The following is a 2,935-nucleotide window of genomic DNA, read 5'->3' on the forward strand; positions in this document are numbered from 1 at the left end:
AGAGTGTCCTGATGGCGAAGAGTGCATTCGCTTGATTATCTAGCATATAGCTTATTTTGTAAATTGTAGTCAAATTGAGCATCGCTATTTACCATACGTAGGAGAACAGCTTGATGGCTCTGGATCTGTTGTATCGAAACGCCGGCAATACGACCCTCCTCGACCTGATCTGCAAGGAGCCCGGCCGGGTGCTCGACTGCGGCTGTGGGGCCGGTGACAATGCTCGGTTGCTGACCGGCCGCGGGTGGAAAGTCACCGGAATCACCATCGATCCGGTTGAGCGGACGGCGGCAGAGGAGTTCTGCGAGGTCGTGCACCTCAGCGATCTGAAAGTCGGACTTCCGTTTGCCGGGGATGGTTCTTACGACCTGGTGCTGCTGTCACACGTCCTTGAACACCTCGCTGACCCCACACATCTGCTCGAGGAGGCTCGGCGTGTCGTGGCCGACGACGGTCTTGTGGCTGTGGCGCTTCCCAACGTGCTGCATTACAGCCAGCGGGTGAAGTTCCTACGTGGCGAGTTCGAATACACGCAGACAGGGGTGATGGACGCCACTCACCTGCGATTCTTCACCTTCGACTCTGCTCTACGGCTCGTTCGAGGTAGCGGTCTCGATGTGGTGACGGCTATGCCCGATGGAGGGCTTCCCTGGTGGCGGTTGCGTAACGTGCTGTCGCCGAATACCACTGGCTCGCTCGACCGCTGGGCCACCCGGCTGCGGCCGAATCTCCTGTGCTGGCAGACTCTCCTCCTGGCACGACCGGCTTCGGGCCGAGCCGGAGGTTCCGACCCCAGGGCCGCGGGAAGATCACATTGAGTTACGGTGGGCTACACTTTGCAGTCGCCTTCTCGTGACATCTGGATGCGCTCGGGACGGGGAGACGCACGTCAGCGCCACTCCACTGCCGCCTCGGCTGGGATTCTCGGAATAACTCGGCCCGCGGAACGCAAGCCGACTTGGAGAATCCTCTCCGCGTGTGATCGGAACGCCTCGGCCCCTAAATCAAGTAAAATCTGAGCTACCGTTGTGATGAAAGCGGCCTTCCGGTCGGGATAATGAAAGCGCGACCAAACAAAAGCCCGACCAAGAAGGCCACCGCGTGCCATCATTCCAGACCGGAGCCGTTCTGTCGAGCGGCCATGACCCAATGCCGCTCGATTAAGGGCTTGCAGATTATTAACACGCTGGTTTGATCTCTTTTGGACGACTTATCCCTTCCGCGTCCGCGAACGCGTGGAGGTCCTGGAGGCTCGTCAGCCGCTGACCGGTGGGCATGATCGTGTGGCCGGTGGCGGTGAGGATCTGGCGGATGTCCCGGATCCGCTTGTTGACCGTTTCTGGTCGGACACCGAAGAGCATCGCGACTGCGACCTGGGGCAGGCGCGTCCGGTAGTGCAGGATCGTGGCGAGCAGCCGGTCGCCGAGGGTGAGTGCGGGTGGGCGGCCGGTGGTGGGCCCGCCGACGATGCGGGGCCTCCCGCCGCGCCGCTGGTCGAGCTGCCCGTCACGCTGGGTGGCGTGCGCCGCGGCGAGCTCACGGATCAGGGCGTCGAACTGGTCGGTGTTCATGCCGGTCAGCGTCGGGTGGCACAGCCAGCCGGGGGCTGACCTCGTCGAACGGGACCGGATCCGGCACCGGGGCGGGCGGTTCGGGGCGCAGCGTGTAGTTCCAGTCGCCATGCCACTCGTGGCGGTCGATCGGCAGCGCCGCCATCTGCTTGTCGCTGACCGTGACGCCGGTTTCGTAGCTGGCGGTGTCGAGTTCGGCGGTCACAGACAGCCCGGTGCGGGTCGTGGTCGCCGAGATGCTGTTGAGGATGACCTCGTGGCTGGTCAGCGGCCGGCCGGCCCAGTTCATCGTGATGTGCGCGAACAGCCTATGTTCGATCTTGTTCCACTTCGACGTGCCGGGCGGGAAATGACACACCGTGATCGCCAGGCCGGACTCGAGCGCGAACGCGGCGAGTTCAGCCTTCCATGCGCGGGTGCGGTAGCCGTTCGACCCGCCGGCGTCCGCGGTGATCAGCAGCCGCCGGGCAGCGGGATAGGCGGCTTTGCCGCCGCCGTCCCACCAGCGGCGGATCGCGCCCACCGCGAACGCCGCGGTGTCATGGTCGGTCCCGACCGTGACCCAGCCGGCGTTCGCCGCCAGGTCGTAGACGCCGTACGGGACCGCCCGGCCCAGTTCCTCGTCGACGAAGTCATGGGTGTCAACCTTGACCGGGTCGCCGGCCGGGCGCCACTGCCGGCCCGCGTTGCGGTACTGCCCGACCAGTTCCTTCTTCTTCGTGTCCACGCTGATCACCGGATCGCCGGCGGCCAGGTAGCCGCGGGCGGTGTCGTTGAGGTAGCGGAACTGGCTGTCCCGGTCCGGATGCCGCGTGCCTTCCAGCATTTTCGCGTTGCCCCGCAGGCTGAAATGCTCGGCGCGCAGCAGGTCAGCGACCGTGTCCGCGCCGACCCGGTGACCCTGGCGGGTCAGCTCGTCAGCCAGCGTCCTCGTCGACTTCGTCGTCCAGCGCAGCGGTGACATCGGGTCGCCCCGCTCCTCGGGCTCGACCAGCGCCAGCAGCGCGGGCCGCAGGCCCGGATCGACATCGACGGCGCGTCGACGCCCGCCGCCCGGCCGCCGGACCCGACCCAACGGTTCGGCGCCCGCGTCCAGCTCGTCGACACCCGCCGACACGGTCGCTTCCCGCACCCCTGCGGCCTGCGCCACCAGCCGGATCCCGCCGTGCCCGAGCGCCCGCGCCTCGGCACCCATCAGCAGCCGCTGCTGCCGCTCGTCGAGATGCGGGAAGATCGTCTCGAACTTCGCCGCCAGCGTCTCCCGGCTCACCTCGAACCCCACAGCACAGGATCTTGCCAGAGCCGCGGAATCTACGGGTTATTTTCCGGCAGACCCTAAGCCACGAATGCACCCGTCCACCCGT

1 protein-coding gene and 1 pseudogene are annotated in these 2,935 nt (G+C 65.8%); one reads left to right on the forward strand and one right to left on the reverse strand.

Features of this window, described 5'->3' with window-relative positions; genetic code table 11:
• Nucleotides 1-113: 113 nt before the first annotated feature.
• Nucleotides 114-818 carry a class I SAM-dependent methyltransferase gene (locus NBW77_RS21910; RefSeq protein WP_131746286.1) on the forward strand — a complete coding sequence of 235 codons (705 nt, stop codon included), beginning with the start codon at nt 114-116 and terminating at the stop codon, nt 816-818.
• A gap of 360 nt (nt 819-1,178) precedes the next feature.
• Here the strand turns inward: NBW77_RS21910 and NBW77_RS21915 are convergent.
• Nucleotides 1,179-2,766, reverse strand: a pseudogene (locus tag NBW77_RS21915) (ISAzo13 family transposase).
• Nucleotides 2,767-2,935: the final 169 nt, after the last annotated feature.

Source organism: Frankia sp. Cppng1_Ct_nod, assembly GCF_920656135.1.
Lineage (GTDB): Bacteria > Actinomycetota > Actinomycetes > Frankiales > Frankiaceae > Protofrankia > Protofrankia meridionalis.